Below are 17,477 nucleotides of genomic sequence, written 5' to 3' on the forward strand. Positions count from 1 at the left end.
TGTTTTTATTTAAATTCTACCCTTACGCTAACGACCCCATTGGATCCCATGGTGCTAACACAATTGGTTCGCTGTTGAAAGCGTCGAGTTGCTCTTTTGTAAGCAAGTCTTTTCTGATAACGATCTGGTACGTATACTCATCCATCCACGCATCACTCATCATCCAGAACCCTTCAACCCCAGATTCTTCGCCCCAACTATTTTCCACTTTCCAGCGATTTGGTTTACCATCGACAAGGTTCACCCCTGTTAATACCATCGCGTGTGTCATTAAGCTGTCTCCGTATTCAAGACGTTCACCTTTAGTAAGTGAATAGTCGATTCCTGTTAAGCCTTCAAGGTCAAAGTTGTTCAACGCAAGACGGCCGTTGCCGCGGTTTGAAGATTGACCGACATCGCAACCGAACCAAACTGACTCGCCTTGTTCTAATTGGCGAATCGCTAATTCTTTGAACGTTGCCATATCAAGGTTCAAGTAGCGCACTTGGTTGCCAACGACATTTCCAAGCATGTCAACAGTGTATGAACGGTTGAATGGTTTGTCCGCTGTTGGTGAGTTGATGATTGACACGTAATCGTCCAAGTTTAAGCCCACGAATTGTTCGAAGAAGCTTTGTGGTGTCAAATTCAAGTAACGGTGGAATTCCTTGTCTTTATCACGATATTCGAAGTCGAATGTTTCTGGCGGAGTTCCAAGAGTCACGCTAAGTAAGTCGTACACTTCTTGCATTAATTGTTTACGTGTTTCGTTGATTTCCTCTTCGCTAGCGCCACGTGCCACTAAGTCGCGAAGCACTTTTGCGTCTTGGCGAAGTTTTTTATTTAAGTATTTGTTCAAATCGCTTGAAGCCGAGCTTGAAAAACTTTCCGGCATCACACTCTTTGGCACAACCCCATATTTCTTGAAGATAGACACGATCATATCCCATTGCCCACCGTCTTGTTGAGGTGTTTGTAAAAGAAAGGCTACATCGCGGCTTGTCACAGGTTCGCCGGCTGTTTTTAAAATATTTTCATGGAAATAATTAGCCTTTTCGTATTTATCCCAGAAAAATGTATAGCTTTGAGAAAGTTCAAATTCTTCGAGCTTGAAGTTATTAAAGAGTCTGTGGCGGAACGTATTAAGCGCCGCAAACATCCAGCAACGACCAGAAGCCTTTTGGTTGGCTACTTTCCCGTGTTCCAAATCAATCGAATACACAGGCTGATTTTCCACAACAGAAGCGACCGTCTCACTAGATCCTTTCAAGCCATTCTTCACCGCAGCATTTTGCGCCACGATACGCTCTGGCTTACTTTGAAAACTTTCTTTATATTGTTTCGTCAATTCTTTTGTTAACGTAAACATCACTTCATCTCCTTTAAGGTTGATACCCTAATGGTACTCCTCTTTCACCCTATATGCAATATAATAAATCGGTTAAATGCAATAAAAAAGCCTACTACAAAATTTGTAGCAGACTTTTCGTCAATTATTGAATTGTTTGTGTTTGTGCTACTTCTTTGTACCAGTATGCACTCTTCTTCGGATAGCGTTCTTGTGTATCGAAGTCTACATAGAATAATCCATAACGTTTTTCGTAACCATTTGACCATGAGAAAACGTCCATTAATGACCAGATGAAGTATCCTTTTACAACTGCACCATCTGCAATCGCATCTGAAATAACTTCCAAATGTTGCTTCACGTAATCAATACGACCATCGTCATAAACAGTGTTATCCACAAACTCGTCTTTATATCCAAGACCGTTTTCTGTGATATAGATTTTCTTGTAGTTTGGATAATCTTTCTTCACACGCATGATTTGATCATACAAACCTTGAGGATAGATAATCCAGTCCCAGTCAGTACGAGGGACATAGTCAGGAGCGACTCTTCGACCAACACCTTTAATTTGGTACTTAGAGCTTCCTTTTTCCCCTTTACCGTTATGGATAATTTCAGTTTCTCCATCAAAGGCTTCCATCCAGTCACTCATGTAGTAGTTAATTCCAAGGAAGTCGTTCAAGTCTTTTGCCGCTTCAAGTAATTCGAAGTCTTCATCTCGAAGGTCCAAGCTTCCTCCGTTAACAGATAAGATGTGGTTAACGCCATCCATCGTTTCTTTTGAATAGTGTCCAAGGTAAGTGGCATCCAAAATAAATTTGTTATGGATGATATCTTCTAACTCAGCTGCTCGAACATCGGCAGGGTTCTTAGGATCTAACGGATATTTAGTTGGTAACGCGTGAACGACACCAATTTCTCCTTTATATCCTTTATCTTTATATAATTTCACAGCGCGGGCATGAGCAACCATCATATTGTGGTGAGATTGGAAAACTTTTGCTAAATCGTATTGAATTCCTGGTGGGAATTTACCAACTAAGTATTGACCGTCACCAATTGGTCCAATTTCATTGAAAGTTGTCCAGTAATTTACTTCTGGGAATTCTTCGAAACAGAATGCGGCATAGTCCACAAAGTGTTCGATATTTTCACGATTTAAGAAGTCTCCATTTGAATGAAGTGCTTCCGGTGTATCAAAGTGATGCAGTGTTACGAAAGGTTCTACATGACGTTTATGACATTCTGCAAAAAGTTTATGATAAAATTCTACCCCTTTTGGATTCACTTCTCCAAAACCTGTTGGGAAAATACGAGACCATGCAATCGAAATACGAATTCCATTCACACCAAATTCTTCTGCTAATTTTAAGTCTACTGGATATTTATGGTAGAAATCACTCGCTGGTTCAGCAGTATACCAATAGTTATCAGCTAAATACTGATCCCAAGCAACTGGACCTTTACCATCTGTATGAGTGGCCCCTTCAGCTTGATAGGCCGCAGTTGCACCACCAAAAATAAAATCTTTAGGTAATTTCTTTGTCATTATTTTCGCCTTCCATTCTCATTATTGAAAGAAGGCGGCATTAACTTTACATTAATCCCGCTTCTCTCTTTAATTCTATATTACTCTTCAAATTGAGCTTGTACAAAGTCTAAAGCGCCTTTGCCATCTCTTGTTAATTGAATATATTGTACACCTTCAGTGCTTGCTAATTTGATTCCTAATTTATCTGTCTCAGCTTTCATATCTTCATAGTTAGAAGCTACTTGAGGAGCAAGAATTACTAAATCAAATTCTGGTAACATTTCACGGTGAGCACCGTAACCACCAGCAGCTGCTTTAACTGGAACATTATATTCTGCTGCAGCTTTATTTAAAGCATTAGCTAATAATCCACTAGTACCTCCGCCTGCACAAAGTACAAGGACGTTAGTTTCTTTTGTGATGTTGTTTGCTTCAGGTTGAGCTTCAACTCCAGCTTTTTCTAAAATAGCATCTGCTTTAGCTGTATTAAAATTAGAAGCAACTTTATCTTTTAACGAATCATTTGCTTTACCTGAACGTTCTTCTTCAAGAATTTGTTCATCATAAACTTTAATAAATGGATAGTAGATAATCACGTCTACTACAATTAATAATGCAGCTAGGATAAAGGCAAGTACTTGCATGTTTGTACCAAGAACTAACCCTAATGGCGCAGGTGTTACCCATGATAAGTTTACAGTAAATGAGTTCATTCCTAATACATCAATGAAGAATTTGAATAACCAAACGTTTACGATTGGAGTTAGGATAAACGGAATGAAGAAAATTGGGTTTAATACAATTGGAGCCCCGAACAAGATTGGTTCATTCACACCAAAGAATGTTGGAACTACAGAAGCACGTCCGATTGCTTTATTACGTTTAGATTTACATAACCACATAAACATGAATGGAACGATTAATGTTGCTCCTGTACCACCCATTGTTACGATAAACATTTGAGTACCAGGTGTTAAAACTTTATCGGCATGCATTCCTTGTTGGAAAAGACTCAAGTTTGTTTCAACGTTGGCATAAGTGATCGCTGCAATCACAGGTTCAACAATTGATGGCCCGTGAATCCCTACAAACCAGAAGAACGCATAAGCTCCAAAGATAAGAGTGATACCTAAATAACCATCTGCAGCAGTGAATAATGGCGCAAATAATTTAGAAATTGATTCTGCTGTATTCGTACCCATAAAGTGACGAGATAATAAATCAATAGCGTAAAGAGTTACGATTGACAATGTAAATGGAATTACGTCTTTAAATACTTGAGAAATATTCGGTGGAACTTCTTCAGGCATACGAATTGTAACGTTATTTTTCACACAAACCTTGTAAATATTCACAGTAATAAATGCTGTTAAGAAGGCAGTTAAAAGTCCTTTTGTTCCTAAGAATTCTGTAGAAAAACCATCTTTAATAGGGTTTGATGCTAAAAGTAACAATCCACAGACAGAAGCTAGGAATGTTGACATGTAGTTAATTTGATTCGTAGCTTCCATAGTTCTGTTCACTGAATCTGTTAAAGATTTCGCAGTTGTCCCAGCTAAAAGTACAGCTAAGATACCCATTGAATAGCTATTTGGTTTCAATAAGAAATTTTGAATATCCTCTGGCCATACAAAGCCCCATGCATTTGGAACAAATGCGATTAGGACAAAGATACTTGAAAACAGAATGACTGGCATTCCTGCAATAAATCCGTCACGGATAGCTCTTAAATAAATGTTTCGAGAAATCTTCTCAAAAAACGGTTTTTTCTTTTCAATAAATTCTATCAGCTTATTCATCTAATTAAGCCCCTCTCTTATATAATTCAATTAAATGATGCATTAAATCTTTAAGTAAAAGTGTAGTCATCAAGTGGTCTTGCCCATGCATTAATGTCACACTGTAAGATAAATCTTCCCCAGCAGCTTCTTTAGTAAGTAAGCTTGTTTGAGCCTTATGTGCTAAAGCAATACAAGTCCCTGCTTCTTCGACTAAAGTATCCGCTTTGGCAAAATCCCCTTCTTCAGCAGCTTTAAGAGCAGCCAACAATTTAGAACGAGCATCCCCTGCATAAGCTACAATTTCAAAACCTAATAAAGTTACTTCTTCTCTATTCATCATAGTTTCCTCCTTCTATCAAATTTTTACTTACGATGAATTTTAATTTCTGTTAGTAATTCGCTACTCTTTTGAACTTTATAATGATGAACTACTAACTTTTATCTCACTGCTCTTATTGAACTTTTGTTTTCCATGATGTTGCTGTTTTTTGTAACACTTTGTTTAGTTCGTCAATGTTCTTGAAGCCTTCTGTACGTAACCATTGTCTTACAGCTTCATCGCCGTTTTCTACGAAGTCTTTTACTGAACCTGCCCATGTTGCACGACCACAAAGAACTCCGTTGAATTTTGCTCCAGATTCATGTGCGAACACTAATGTTTCTTGGAATAATTGAGCAGATACTCCTGCACTTAAGTAAATATATGGAAGATTTGTTGCTTCGTCTTGTGCTTTGAAATGAGCAGCCGCTTCTTCTTTTGTATAAACAACTTCTCCTTCCGCGAAACCTTCAACATATTTCATATTTACTGGAACTTCTACCTTTAATACATCAATGTTGAAACGTGGGTTAGAGAATACTTTCATCGCTTCATTTACTTTTCTTGGTTTAGCTTTTGCATACTCTACTGAATTCGCATCCGCATTTTTTTCGTCATACGCTAAAATTTCTAAGAAGAAAGGAATATCTTCCGCCACACATTCTGAACCAACACGTTCAATGTATGCTTGTTTTTGTTGGTTTAACGCATCATCACTATCTACATCGTAGTATAGTAAGAATTTAACTGCATCTGCACCTTGTTCTTTAATACGTTTTGCTGACCATACATCTAAGCAGTCTGGAAGTCTCTTAGTACTTGAAGTATCATAACCTGTTTTTTCATAGGCTAATAATAAACCTGCATTCTTATCAATCACTTTTGTTGCTGGAAGACCGTATTCTGGATCTAATAACATAGAAGAGGCAAATTTTGTTAATTCTTCTGCAACTAGTACTTTCAATCTTTCTAACTGTTCTACTGTTGGTTCACCTTCTTGATATTGAGCCATCAAGCGTTTTAATGCGCCACGTTGGTCAAATGCTAATGCAGAGATGATTCCATTTTCGTCAGATAATTTTTCTAATGATTTTAATTTTTGTTCTGTTAATACCATGCTTATACCTCTTTCACTGTAATTTGTTTAAATAAGTCTTCGTAATGATCCATATTTACATGTCCAGTAACTTTTTCTTGTGCATTCAACATACCAAGTACCATCGCATGTTTGAGTAAGTCTTCATCACTCTTTTGAGCACGTAATGCCGAAGCAATTCCTGCAACTGTTGAATCACCAGAACCAACAGCATTTTGAATTTGAATCACTGGAATATCTACCTTGTAGAATTTATCGTTATGCTTAGCAAATGCTCCATCTTTCCCTAGTGAAACAACAATCCATTCAACCCCTTCAAATAATGGGTGACTAATGATGTTCTTCAGTTCGTTAGGGCTTTCAATTTTCTCTTTATTTAATAACTGCGCCAATTCTTCCAAGTTTGGTTTAATGGCTGCAGGTTTAAAGTTTGATTTTAATACTGCCTCAAGTGATTTTCCGGAACAATCTAGAACTACTTTCTTATCATGCTCTCTAGCAATCTTTATTAATTGAGTGTAATAATCTACAGGCATTCCCATTGGTAAACTACCAGAGATTGAAACGATATCTGTTTTCCCAATCAATTCTTTGAAGTGGTTTAAAAAACCTTCACTTTCACTTTCAGAAATTCTTGGGCCTCCTTCTAAAATTTCAGTCTGTTGATTGTCATGCAAGATTGCGATACAAATTCTTGTATCTCCAGCAATATCATAAAAAGAAGGAATCACAGGTTCTGGTAAGTGTTGAACTAAATAGAGTCCGTTTGTTCCACCTACCAGACCTGTTGCCGTTACTTCTTCTCCAATTTCGGATAAAACTCTTGTTACGTTTAAACCTTTCCCACCAGCTGTCTTTGATACATCTGAAATTCTGTTTACTGTATCCAATTTAAACTCTCCGAGAGGGTAAGAGACGTCAATGGCAGGATTCATTGTTACTGTTAAAATCATATATAAACTCCTCAGAGATTAGTCGTGATATTCTCCACGATCCCATTTTTCAAGAAATTCTGTGAAGAAGTTTGAATCTGCTTGATGTGCATTGTGAGATTCAACATGTTGAATCTTAGCAATTAATTTCTTGTTTTCTTCAGTTGGTTTGTATTCAGCGTGAATAAACGCTTCAATAATGTCGCACATTAATAATTCACCAGTGATTTTACCACCGAAACCAATAACATTAGCGTTTAATTGTTCTTTAGCGTAAAGTGCTGTTGTCATATCTCTTACTAGAGCAGAACGGATTCCTGGAACTTTATTCACAGCGTTGTTAATTCCAACTCCTGTACCACAAATACATACACCTAAATCTGCTTCACCACTTGCCACGGCTTCCCCTACTTTTTTACCAAAAATTGGATAGTGAGTACGAACATGATCATATGTTCCAAAGTCAATCACTTCATATCCTTTATTTTTTAAAAAGTCAGCAACTGCCATTTTTTCATTTGTCACAATGTGATCGCAACCAATTGCAATTTTCATAATTCTTTCTCCTTCCACTAACACATTTTATTTAACATATCGACACGAATTTGGTGACGTCCACCATCATATTTTCCATTTGCAAAACCTTTAGCGATATTTTTTGCTAATTCATCACCGACGATTTCTGCCCCAATTGTGATCATGCGTGAGTTGTTATGTCCACGAGTCATGTAAGCTGAGCGTTCATCTGAGACTTCCGCAGCAACCATTCCTTTAATCTTAGTAGCAACCATAAATGGTCCAGCTCCATAAGCATCGATTACAATTCCTAAGTTCCCATCTTTTTTATTCACTTCTGATGCTACTGCTAATGTGATATCTACGAAATCTTTTGTTTCATCAGACACATCGATAACATCAAAGTTTTCTTCGGTTAAAAACTGTTTTACAACTTCTTTTAATCGAAGTCCTTCTTTATTTGCTCCTAGTACAATTGACATATCCGAGACCTCCTAAAAATGTTTGTTTGTTCGTTTCTTTGTTCTTTACAAACAGAATATACTACAAACAAAAAACGAATGCAACAGTTTTGTTTGAAATAAACAAAAAAGAACCGATATTCATCGATTCCTTTTTTCTAATATTAATAGATTTGCGTTTTCCCTTTAACCTCTTGCAATTCTTCAGGAGATAGTTCATTTGTAATGAGTCCTGACAACTCATGAAGGTCGCAAATAGATGTAAAATCTTCTTTTCCTATTTTACTAGAATCCGCAAGAAGATAGATTTGATTCGAACATTTCATGGCAAGCTTTTGTGTCTGTGCTTCACTATAATCGGATGTTAAAACTTTCCCTTTGTTGATTCCGTTACAGCTGAAGAACATTTTACTAAAATGAAATTGATGAAGGATTTGATTTGTCATCTCTCCAACAAATGCTTTCGTTCGTTCTCGCATCTCTCCACCAATCAAAATCACTTTAAATGTATCACTTTTCTTTCTAGAAAGAATGTTGAAGATTGGTAGACAGTTTGTAACAACTTGAAGCCTTTGATTATTCATTGCCAGCGCCAACATTTCAATGGATGTTCCTGGTCCCAAAAATACACTGTCGCCCTCATCAATGAATCTCACTGCTTTTTCGGCCATATCTTGTTTTTCTAATAGATTTTTATGATGTTTTTCTTCATGTGTCAATTCATTATAGATTAAAGGAGTATGACTCTTCGCTCCTCCATGTACTCGAATCAGTTCACCAGCATTTTCTAAGGAAGCTAGATCCCTTCTAATCGTCATATCAGATACATTCAGTCTTTCAATTAATTCATTTACTGAAACAGTACCCTTCTGATTAACAATTTCTACAATTTTTGACATTCTTTCGCTTTTTTTCAAGTGATCCCCTCCCTGCTTGTGTTTATTATAAACTTTTTAAATGTTTATTTCAAACGAATTGCAAACATTTTGTTTATTTTATTTTTTATATTCATCAATCGACAATCCTCTTTACCCCCAGATGCAATATCAAAAATCGGTTAAATCCGATAAAAAGAGCCTCCTTTACTAAAAAGGAGACCCAGTCGTTTGTTTACATCCAAAGCATCACGTACAGCCAAAAGAATATTAAAAATAGAACAGCTGATGAAATCTCTATCCATCTAGGGACAACGACAACTTCCTTTTTCCGTAAATATATTCCGAAACAAAGCAAAGGAATCCAAATTAGATAAAATAGGTATCTCATTACTCTCACCTTTCCTTTATTCAAACACCCCACTAACTACACTCATCACTACTTTTTTTCTTATTATAAAAATATTCCGCACCCCACCACATACCAAATATAATTGACCACTCTATGAAAATTTTGGTCAAATCTGTGAAACTAAAATTCCCCAATATTAAACTATTAGCAATATAAGCATATATCATCAAAGCATATAAAAGTCTTTTCTTAGGCATCATATTCACACCCTTCGCATTTAATACTCTAATTATATTTTACTCCTTTTTTTATTAATAAATAGCCTATTATTTCAATTTCAGAAGTAGTATAATTATATTTTAGCGAGGGTTTCTAGAGATTTATTAAACCCTTATTTTTTTAATCATTCCATGTGATTTTGTGCACATCTTATTGTTTATCATCCTTGAAAATAGTAAAATAAAGTTGAAGATATTATCTTGAAAACAAGTGATTATCAATATATTTAAAGGAGAATCTAACAATGAAAAAATTTTTAGCAGTAGTAATTCTATTTAGCTTTTTCTTGCTTCCTTTCTTCAACGTTTATGGAGTTCATATGATCACTCATGACATACAAAGGCTCTCTCCTAACGCCTTATGGGGAATCGTATTTTTATTCTTCTCAAATATCATATGGACAACTTTAGTAATCACTATTGTAACCAGAGCTAAAATCCTTAGAAATGGTATTTTGACTGCTACAACATATTGCATCCCCATTATTCTTTTGACACTTCTCTACTTTGGTTACGCAAAACCAATACAAATTTTATTTCTATCACACCTCGAAACAAGTATCTTTTCCTTTGCTTTTGTCATCGGAATACTAATTTCATTAAGAATCCTCTCAAAAAAATGAAGTACACTTTATTACTACAACCTCAATCATCAACTAAAATGCCTTACAGCAGTAGGGCATGTTTTATTACTCCACCCCTTTTCCACTTACATAATGCTCAGCACCACACTCCTGCCGTTCCCTTCCTAAGCATTGCCGACAACACGGCAACTACCCATTTAATTAAAACTAAATAAACTCGCTAAACCTACTCCAATAATGAAGCGCACACCCCTTGTGTTCCCTTCCTAAGCATTGCCGATAACACGGCAACTACCCATTTAATTAAAGACAAAACAAATTCGCTAAACTTACTCTAATAATGAAGCACACACCCCTTGCGTTCCCTTCCTAAGCATTGTCGATAACATCGTAGCAGTTTATCAAAAAAAAAAGCATAAAAATATCTTACGAATCACTACAAACTCGAAGGAATAAAACAAAAATTAAACTCCATAAAAGTACGAAAGAGCCCTTCGGATTCTATAGCAATCATCATAGCGAGTGTAATCGATGCAAATTAGTGACTCTGGAAATTTATTTCCTAGAGTCACTTTGAGGCTCGATAGGAGCTGAGACGTAAGGCTCAGCCCGGTACAGCTATAATGATTGCTATGAAGATATCCGAAAGGGCTCGAAGTACTTTATAGCACTATTAATGATTTTGTTTTATTCCAACGGATTGGACTAAACATCGCAAGATGTTTTTATGCTTTTACCGGAGTTAAAGCAATGAACTGCTCGATGTTATCGGCAACTTGCGCCAATGCTTTCTTCCAAAATGCGCTGTCCGTCACATCCACGCCCAACACCTTCGCAGTATCTTCCGCAGAAGTCACTGTTGTCGCACGCAATAACTCTTGATATTTCTCAACGAATCCTTCAGGTTGCTCTTGATAGATGGCATATAAACCTTTAGAGAACAATCCTCCGAATGCGTATGGGAAGTTGTAGAAGCTTAAGCCGCTGCTGTAGTAGTGCGGTTTGCAAGCCCACATATATGGATGCATTGCGTCTGGATCTAATCCATCGCCGTATGCTTCTTTTTGCGCATCCAACATTAATTGTTCTAAATCTTTCGAGAACATGAAGCTCTTTTCACGGTTTTCAAATACAGAGGCTTCGAATAAGTAACGAGAGTAGATGTCCACGATGATTTGTGTTGTATCTTGTAATTGTGATTCAAGTAAGGCTACTTTTTCAGCATCGCTTGCTTCGCTAATCACTGTGTTCATCACGATATTTTCGTTGAAAGTTGACGCCGTTTCAGCAACAGGCATTGAGTACTCTTGGTTTAATACACGGTGGTTTTCGATGTGTAAACCGTGGTACGCATGTCCTAATTCGTGCGCAATCGTTACAACGTCGCTTAATGAACCAGAGAAGTTTGTTAAGATACGTGATTGTTTGATGAATGGTAGGTTGCTACAGAACGCGCCCCCCACTTTTCCTTTACGTGGTAAGAAGTCGATGTAGTTGTTTTCGTAAGCTTCTTTTGTCATCTGTGCTAAATCTTCTGAGAAGCCTTTGAAGTTTTCTAATAAGAATTCTTTCGACTCTTCGATCGTGAAACGACGTGAGCTTTCTCCGATTGGTGCAAATAAGTCGTAGAATGGTAATCCATTTTCATGACCTAAGAGAGAAGCTTTATGTTTCAAGTAAGCGCGGAATTGTGGTAAATATTCGCGAATCGCTTCAAGAAGTGCATCCAATGTTTGACGAGACATACGAGATGCTTCTAATGTTTGTGCGAGTGGTGATTCGAATCCACGTAAGCTTGTTTCTGTTAATACTTGTTGTTTAATATTGTTTAAAGCAAATGCGATTGGTTCTTTGATGGTATCGTACATCTTCAATTCTGTTTCGTACGCTTCTTTACGAACCGCTGCATCCGCATCATACGCCATATTACGAATTTCGCTAAGCGTTACTTTTTCGCCTTTAAATTCGCCTTCAACGCCGGAAGTCATCGCTTCGAAGAGTTGTTCCCAACCGTCTCCACCGCTGATAGAGAATTTCGCAATCACATCTTCTAATTCATCTGATAATAGATGTTTGTATTGTTGTTTTGCTTCTGCAAAGTAGAATTCGTAGTCTTTTAGATTTTCGTCGGCTGTGATATCAGTTTCCACGCTTCCGATAAATTTGTAGACTTTTGTATACGCACTGTTTAACGCAGCATACGCATTACCGAATAAAGTACGGTATTTATTCGCTGTTTCGTCTGTTGTGTTGGCTGTTAATGTTAAATTAATGTAGTTTCCAAGACGGCTGCTTAAGACGCTGAACTCTTCTAGTGCTGCGATTGCCGCTTTGATTGACTCTAAGTTATCTTCGAGCATTAAGCCGTTGAATACCTCTCTAAAGTTTGAAAAACGTTCAAAGTCACGTTGAAACTCTTCACTTTCAAATGAAGGGTATAATTCTTTTAATGACCATTCTGTTGACATTTCGTATCCCCCTTATATTGACTATATGTCCTATTCTACCGAATTTCTTTATAAATAGATAGTTTGAATTACTTAACTAAAATCAAATTTCTTATCAGTACTTATCGATGGTCGATAATCATAAACTCGTTTTGCTTGTTGTAACGTTTCGCGAACATATTCTATTTCTTTATTATTAATTTTATTCTTATTCATTATTTTTTGTATGAAAAGATTAATCATTTTACACAAACCAAATTGATTAACCTCCCAATGATGTTTCAATACACATCTAATAAATATACGAACAACTTCTTGTTCCCCATAAGTTAGATCTATTTTTTCAGAATTTTTAGATATTGTATAGTATTTAAGATTTAAATGGTTACAAAATTCTATTATTTTTTTTGAAAGCCAGTCATACGAATTCTCAATAGGATTTGTCTTTTCCTTATACCTAAGTGCCGTTCTCAATATATGCACCTCATGCATAGTTATCTTCTCCGCACTGGCTGCTTTAAATAAAAATTCTCTCCACTTAGATTCTAAATCTAAAGAACGTCTATACGCTGCTTTTAAAGCCACATACGCAACAAATGTTCCACTCAAAGTTGCTATTGCACCAATTAATGCTGAATTTATCTCATTCATATTTACTCTCCTTTAATTCTTACTAAGTAAAATAATATCATGTTTTAACTCCGAAGAATATCTTATTTTTTAGTAATCATTTAATTAACTTTCATCCTAGTTATCAAACGTGTATACTTAAGAGGCAAACACTTTTAAAAAAGGAGTTCTTATGAAAAAGACTTGGAAAGAATTGTTCCCGGATGCTCTTCTTGGAGAAAACGGTCAAGACACTGTTCCTGTAACGTTGAATGGTGAAGTGATTTATCTCTTAGAATCGAGCTTAACTGAGCGCGAACGATTCCTCATCGAAACCTTAAATACACAACCAACAAAATCTTCAATCCCAACGCATCCTTGGCTAGCGTACTTAGAAGGAAAAGGCGCACTGCCCACTCCAACTGCGTATATCCAATGCGTACACTTGGCGGTATTTCCAAAGCAAGAAGGCGTCTTTCAAGAAAAAGACTGGTTGGAGTTCGTCGAGAACTTAACGGTTGGGACCCTTGCCGTCTTCAAAAACTTCCGCCATCATTACACGCTGGTTGTGAACCCGGAAGTCGCAACATCGCTAGCAAGCACGCTCTTTGAAGTGCAATCCGCCATTGAAGATGACTTTGCCGTGGAATTACAACTCTTTATCGGGAACCGCTGGGCAACGTCAAGCCCTGTGCCGCTTCTCTATCAAGCAGAAAAAGCGCTCTTCGTGGAATACTTAATGCATTCACACAAGCGCTCGAGTTTGGAATTTGCGCCAGTGATGTTATGGGCGATTGCCAACGCTTTGGTTGATATCGCACCGATTGCCGACGAGTTGATTCTCTTATTAAGCGAAGACGAAGTAAAAGAACTGATTGAAGCGCTCTGGGACGCTCATGGAAATGTCTCAAAGGCGAGCCAAAAACTCTTCTTACACCGCAATACTTTGCAATATCGCATCGATCGTTTTGCGGAACAAACAGGGCTGAACGTCAAAGACATGAATGACCTCACGCTCTGCCACCTACTCTTACAAAAACAAAGTTACTAAAAAATAGCCACTTCTATTCAACATAGAAGTGGCTATTCTTATACTTTTTATGCTTTAACGGCTTCTTTTTTAGGAGCGACTTTTGTTTCTTTAATCGTCACTTTTCCTTTTTGAGAACCGATTGTCACTTTTTGCCCGAAGCGAATTTCTCCACTGAGGAGTGCTTCACTAAGTGGGTCTTCGATTTTCTTTTGAATCGCGCGACGAATTGGACGTGCTCCGTATTCTGGATCGAATCCTTCTTCTGCGATTAGGTCGATCACCCCTGAAGTGAATTTCAATTCGATATTGAGTTCTGCAAGACGCGTCTTAATGTCTTTTGTCATCAATTGAACGATTTGACGTAATTCAGGTTTCGTCAATTTATGGAAGACGATAATTTCATCGATACGGTTCAATAGCTCAGGACGGAACGCATTCTTCAACTCTTCACGGATGCGTTTTTCCATTGCCGTATGGTCATGTTGGACCGTTTTCGCACCGAATCCAACTGCTTTTTCATCTCTTAGAGCCGTTGCCCCAAGGTTTGATGTCATGATAAGAATCGTATTTCTGAAGTCGACTTTACGTCCTTTCGAATCCGTTAGATGGCCATCGTCTAAGACTTGCAACAAAATGTTAAATACATCTGGATGTGCTTTTTCGATTTCATCTAATAGAATGACAGAGTAAGGTTTGTTACGAATCTTCTCTGTTAATTGTCCACCTTCATCGAATCCAACGTATCCTGGAGGTGAACCGACTAAACGGCTAACAGCGTGTTTCTCCATGTATTCAGACATATCGATACGAACGAGAGCGTCTTGGTCGCCAAACATCGCTTCCGCTAATGTTTTCGCTAACTCTGTCTTACCAACCCCAGTAGGTCCAAGGAATAAGAATGAACCGATTGGACGTTTTGGATCTTTCAATCCGCTACGAGCACGGCGAATCGAACGAGCTACCGCTGATACGGCTTCTTCTTGTCCAATCACGCGTTGGTGCAATTCTTTTTCAAGATGAACGAGACGTTCGCTTTCTTTTTTCTCCATTTGTTTTAATGGAATTCCAGTCCATTGCGATACGACTTCTGCGATATCTTCATCCGTAATCGCCGCAACAAATTCTCGTTTGGCTTCAACTTCTACTTTTTGGCGTAGTTTTTCAAGTTTGTCACGTTTGGCTTGTTCTTTTTTGCGTAAACGAGCTGCTTCTTCGAATTTTTGCTCACGAATCGCGTCGTCTTTCTTCTGAGCAAGTTCTGCCACTTCTACTTCGAGTTTTTGAAGCGGAGAGTGTTTACCACTGCGATCTAGACGGGCTTTGGCTGCTGTTTCGTCCATCAAGTCGATGGCTTTATCTGGTAATTTACGAGACGTAATATAACGAACCGATAATTGAACGGCTGCTTCAATCGCTGCGTCTGTAATTTCCACACGGTGGTGGTCTTCATAACGTTTGCGAAGGCCTTTTAAGATTTCGACTGTATCGTCTGCGCTAGGTTCATTCACATGAACAGAGGCAAAACGACGTTCTAAGGCTGCGTCTTTTTCGATATATTTTTGATATTCATCAAGAGTAGTCGCACCGATGACTTGGATTTCACCACGAGCAAGCGCTGGTTTTAAGATATTTGAAGCATCGATAGAGCCTTCTGCCCCACCTGCACCGATAAGAGTATGCAACTCATCGATAAAGAGAATGACATCTTGTTCACGGTATACTTCGTCCAAGATTTTCTTCATGCGCTCTTCGAACTCACCACGGTATTTTGTTCCCGCAACAACCGCACCCATGTCTAACATCATGAGACGTTTTTCGGCGATTTCTTCTGGAACTTCTCCGCTCACCATGCGTTGTGCTAAGCCTTCAACGATGGCTGTCTTACCAACACCTGGTTCCCCAACGAGGACAGGATTATTTTTCGTACGACGGCTAATGATTTGGATAATACGGCGCACTTCATCTTCGCGACCAACAACTGGGTCGATTTTGCCTTCACGAGCTAATTCAGTTAAGTCACGCGCTAAGCTGTTTAATGTAGGAGTTCCATCTTGTGAAGACTCTTGACGTGCTTTTCTCTTAGAACCTGCGTTTGAAGGTTGAATTCCGATTTTACCGTAGATTTCTTTCATCAACTCTTGAGGGTCAATTTGGTTATCACGGAGAATCTTCGTCGCTAATACTTCTTCACGTAATAAGGCTAATAGTAAGTGCTCTGTTCCGACTTGTGGCACTTCGAGGCGTTTGGCTTCATCGGTTGCCGATAGAATCACTTTCTTCGCTCTTGGTGAATAAGGCATTAAGTACGGATCCATTTGCTTACGGTTTGAACCATATCCTGTGAGTGACTCGATTTCAGAACGAACGATTTCCGCAGTCAACCCTGCCCCGCGAAGCACATTTCCCGCGATGCCTTCTTGTTCAAGGATTAATCCTAATAGTAAGTGCTCTGTTCCCACGGCTTGGTGTTTGAACAGGATGGCTTCTCTTGCGGCTAATACCATTGCACTCTTTGCTTTTGGTGTAAAAATTTCACTCATGCGTTTATTCCTTTCTGTTTAACGGTATTTCAAATTGTCGATTAATTTCTTCATCATATTACTACGAATCTCTGCAGCATTCTTTACGTTTGAAGGGAATGTATCTTTCTCCATCATGAGTGACATCATTTGCGCCTCACGTTTAGTAATCAGCTCATTTTCATATAAGTTTTGTAATAAATGATTGCCTTCTCGAGCTGAAAGTTCTTCAGGAACAAGATCACCTAATGCATTTAAGATATCCATCTCGTCCACTAGATTCACTTTCATAATGCGGATATAACCACCGCCACCGCGTTTACTTTCAACGACATAGCCTTGTTGAATGGTAAAGCGGGTATTAATCACGTAATTAATTTGGGAAGGTACACAATTGAATTGGTCTGCAATCTCACTGCGTCTGATTTCAACTGTTTCATTCTTATGCAGTACATTCTTTAAGTAATTTTCAATCAAATCCGACATATTTTGATTTTGATTTTGCATTCATCTTCCTCCTTTTACCTTGACTATATTTGACTTTAATTATACAAAAGAATGCGACTTTTGCCAATCATCTTGCATTTTTTGATAAAAAAAGAAGCTAGACACAATGTCTAGCTTCCTCATTTGTTTACGTATCGGGAATACAGGATTCGAACCTACGACCCCTTGGTCCCAAACCAAGTGCTCTACCAAGCTGAGCTAATTCCCGTAAGTAAAAAATGCACCCAACAGGAGTCGAACCTGTAACCGCTTGATTCGTAGTCAAGTACTCTATCCAATTGAGCTATGGGTGCATTGTATATTTAAT

The 17,477-nt window shown here is 38.0% G+C and carries 15 protein-coding genes and 2 tRNA genes; 2 read left to right on the forward strand and 15 right to left on the reverse strand.

The window, feature by feature from the left end; genetic code table 11:
* Positions 1 to 22: 22 nt before the first annotated feature.
* The 9 genes from O3793_RS05825 to O3793_RS05865 all read right to left on the reverse strand — a co-directional run bounded on the left by O3793_RS05825 (position 23) and on the right by O3793_RS05865 (position 8,883).
* Positions 23 to 1,348: an aminopeptidase C gene (locus O3793_RS05825; protein WP_371446243.1), complete on the reverse strand. Its 1,326-nt coding sequence runs from the start codon at positions 1,346 to 1,348 to the stop codon at positions 23 to 25.
* A 124-nt stretch (positions 1,349 to 1,472) separates the two neighbouring features.
* The gene (gene lacG, locus O3793_RS05830; protein ID WP_371446244.1) at positions 1,473 to 2,879 is read right to left on the reverse strand and encodes a 6-phospho-beta-galactosidase; all 1,407 of its coding nucleotides are present in this window, start codon (positions 2,877 to 2,879) and stop codon (positions 1,473 to 1,475) included.
* A gap of 80 nt (positions 2,880 to 2,959) precedes the next feature.
* Complete coding sequence (locus O3793_RS05835; RefSeq protein ID WP_371446245.1) at positions 2,960 to 4,660, reverse strand: lactose-specific PTS transporter subunit EIIC; 1,701 nt, start codon at positions 4,658 to 4,660, stop codon at positions 2,960 to 2,962.
* Positions 4,661 to 4,664: 4 nt separating this feature from the next.
* Positions 4,665 to 4,979 (reverse strand): PTS lactose/cellobiose transporter subunit IIA, encoded by a 315-nt coding sequence (locus O3793_RS05840; RefSeq protein WP_371446258.1) that lies wholly within the window; start codon positions 4,977 to 4,979, stop codon positions 4,665 to 4,667.
* A 115-nt stretch (positions 4,980 to 5,094) separates the two neighbouring features.
* Positions 5,095 to 6,078 (reverse strand): tagatose-bisphosphate aldolase, encoded by a 984-nt coding sequence (lacD, locus tag O3793_RS05845; protein WP_371446246.1) that lies wholly within the window; start codon positions 6,076 to 6,078, stop codon positions 5,095 to 5,097.
* Between the two features lie 2 nt (positions 6,079 to 6,080).
* Entirely contained in the window at positions 6,081 to 7,010 is a 930-nt protein-coding gene (locus O3793_RS05850; RefSeq protein ID WP_371446247.1) for a tagatose-6-phosphate kinase, read from the reverse strand.
* A gap of 18 nt (positions 7,011 to 7,028) precedes the next feature.
* On the reverse strand, positions 7,029 to 7,544 hold the full coding sequence (gene lacB, locus O3793_RS05855; protein WP_371446248.1) for a galactose-6-phosphate isomerase subunit LacB: 516 nt from the start codon (positions 7,542 to 7,544) through the stop codon (positions 7,029 to 7,031).
* A 17-nt stretch (positions 7,545 to 7,561) separates the two neighbouring features.
* Positions 7,562 to 7,987, reverse strand: coding sequence for a galactose-6-phosphate isomerase subunit LacA (gene lacA / locus O3793_RS05860; RefSeq protein ID WP_371446249.1), 426 nt, complete (start codon positions 7,985 to 7,987; stop codon positions 7,562 to 7,564).
* A gap of 143 nt (positions 7,988 to 8,130) precedes the next feature.
* The gene (locus O3793_RS05865; RefSeq protein ID WP_371446250.1) at positions 8,131 to 8,883 is read right to left on the reverse strand and encodes a DeoR/GlpR family DNA-binding transcription regulator; all 753 of its coding nucleotides are present in this window, start codon (positions 8,881 to 8,883) and stop codon (positions 8,131 to 8,133) included.
* 833 nt (positions 8,884 to 9,716) lie between these two features.
* On the opposite strand from O3793_RS05865, the gene O3793_RS05870 reads away from it, so the two are divergent.
* Complete coding sequence (locus O3793_RS05870; RefSeq protein WP_371446251.1) at positions 9,717 to 10,094, forward strand: hypothetical protein; 378 nt, start codon at positions 9,717 to 9,719, stop codon at positions 10,092 to 10,094.
* Between the two features lie 686 nt (positions 10,095 to 10,780).
* Here O3793_RS05870 and O3793_RS05875 read toward each other — a convergent pair.
* On the reverse strand, positions 10,781 to 12,523 hold the full coding sequence (locus tag O3793_RS05875; protein WP_371446252.1) for a M3 family oligoendopeptidase: 1,743 nt from the start codon (positions 12,521 to 12,523) through the stop codon (positions 10,781 to 10,783).
* A 72-nt stretch (positions 12,524 to 12,595) separates the two neighbouring features.
* Positions 12,596 to 13,153: a hypothetical protein gene (locus O3793_RS05880; RefSeq protein WP_371446253.1), complete on the reverse strand. Its 558-nt coding sequence runs from the start codon at positions 13,151 to 13,153 to the stop codon at positions 12,596 to 12,598.
* 151 nt (positions 13,154 to 13,304) lie between these two features.
* On the opposite strand from O3793_RS05880, the gene O3793_RS05885 reads away from it, so the two are divergent.
* Positions 13,305 to 14,162 (forward strand): helix-turn-helix domain-containing protein, encoded by an 858-nt coding sequence (locus O3793_RS05885; protein WP_371446254.1) that lies wholly within the window; start codon positions 13,305 to 13,307, stop codon positions 14,160 to 14,162.
* A gap of 47 nt (positions 14,163 to 14,209) precedes the next feature.
* Here O3793_RS05885 and O3793_RS05890 read toward each other — a convergent pair whose 3' ends face one another.
* The 4 genes from O3793_RS05890 to O3793_RS05905 all read right to left on the reverse strand — a co-directional run bounded on the left by O3793_RS05890 (position 14,210) and on the right by O3793_RS05905 (position 17,463).
* On the reverse strand, positions 14,210 to 16,684 hold the full coding sequence (locus O3793_RS05890; protein WP_371446255.1) for an ATP-dependent Clp protease ATP-binding subunit: 2,475 nt from the start codon (positions 16,682 to 16,684) through the stop codon (positions 14,210 to 14,212).
* 18 nt (positions 16,685 to 16,702) lie between these two features.
* Positions 16,703 to 17,170, reverse strand: a complete 468-nt coding sequence (locus tag O3793_RS05895; RefSeq protein WP_371446256.1) for a CtsR family transcriptional regulator — start codon at positions 17,168 to 17,170, stop codon at positions 16,703 to 16,705.
* A gap of 134 nt (positions 17,171 to 17,304) precedes the next feature.
* Positions 17,305 to 17,378: transfer RNA gene (locus O3793_RS05900), tRNA-Pro, on the reverse strand.
* A gap of 11 nt (positions 17,379 to 17,389) precedes the next feature.
* Positions 17,390 to 17,463: transfer RNA gene (locus tag O3793_RS05905), tRNA-Arg, on the reverse strand.
* Between the last annotated feature and the right edge of the window lie 14 nt (positions 17,464 to 17,477).

Origin of the sequence: Granulicatella sp. 20925_1_28, assembly GCF_041433575.1 — a bacterium.
Lineage (GTDB): Bacteria > Bacillota > Bacilli > Lactobacillales > Aerococcaceae > Granulicatella.